General features: G+C 66.4%; 1 protein-coding gene. It reads right to left on the bottom strand.

From position 1 onward, the window contains the following. Nucleotides 1–108: helix-turn-helix domain-containing protein (locus KBX53_RS35875; RefSeq protein ID WP_210864130.1), on the bottom strand; the 108-nt coding region annotated here is incomplete at its 3' end. Between the last annotated feature and the right edge of the window lie 306 nt (nt 109–414).

Here is a 414-nt window from a genome sequence, read left to right as displayed (position 1 = left end):
GTACTGCTTGCCGATCCGCACCGCGCGCAGCCGGCCCGAGCGGATGTAGCTGCGCACCGTCCTCACGTGCAGCCCCAGCCGGTCGGCCACCTGCTCAACTGAGTACATGTCTTCCGTCATCGTTCCCTATCCTATGCCGATAGGGAAGTTTAGTGACAGGTAGGGTCGATTCATTGGCGACATCAGCTCGACAGCGCCCTATCGACACGTGCGCTCCCCTGGGATCAGGAGAGGGGATCGGCCGGCTAACTCGCTCGCGCTGTCGGACGGTTGCCGTACCGTCTGGAAACCATGGACGCGCGGCGCGGCGACGCCATCATCGGGCGGGATCATCCTGCGGGCCTGTTGCGCGCCGAGTTGGACCGCGCCACCACCAGTCACGGCGGCCTCGTCCTGGTGACCGGCGAGCCGGGC

Source organism: Micromonospora sp. M51 (genome assembly GCF_018070305.1).
GTDB lineage: Bacteria > Actinomycetota > Actinomycetes > Mycobacteriales > Micromonosporaceae > Micromonospora > Micromonospora parva.
Note: the sequence above shows the minus strand (reverse complement) of the source record. Positions and strands in the feature narration are given on the sequence as shown.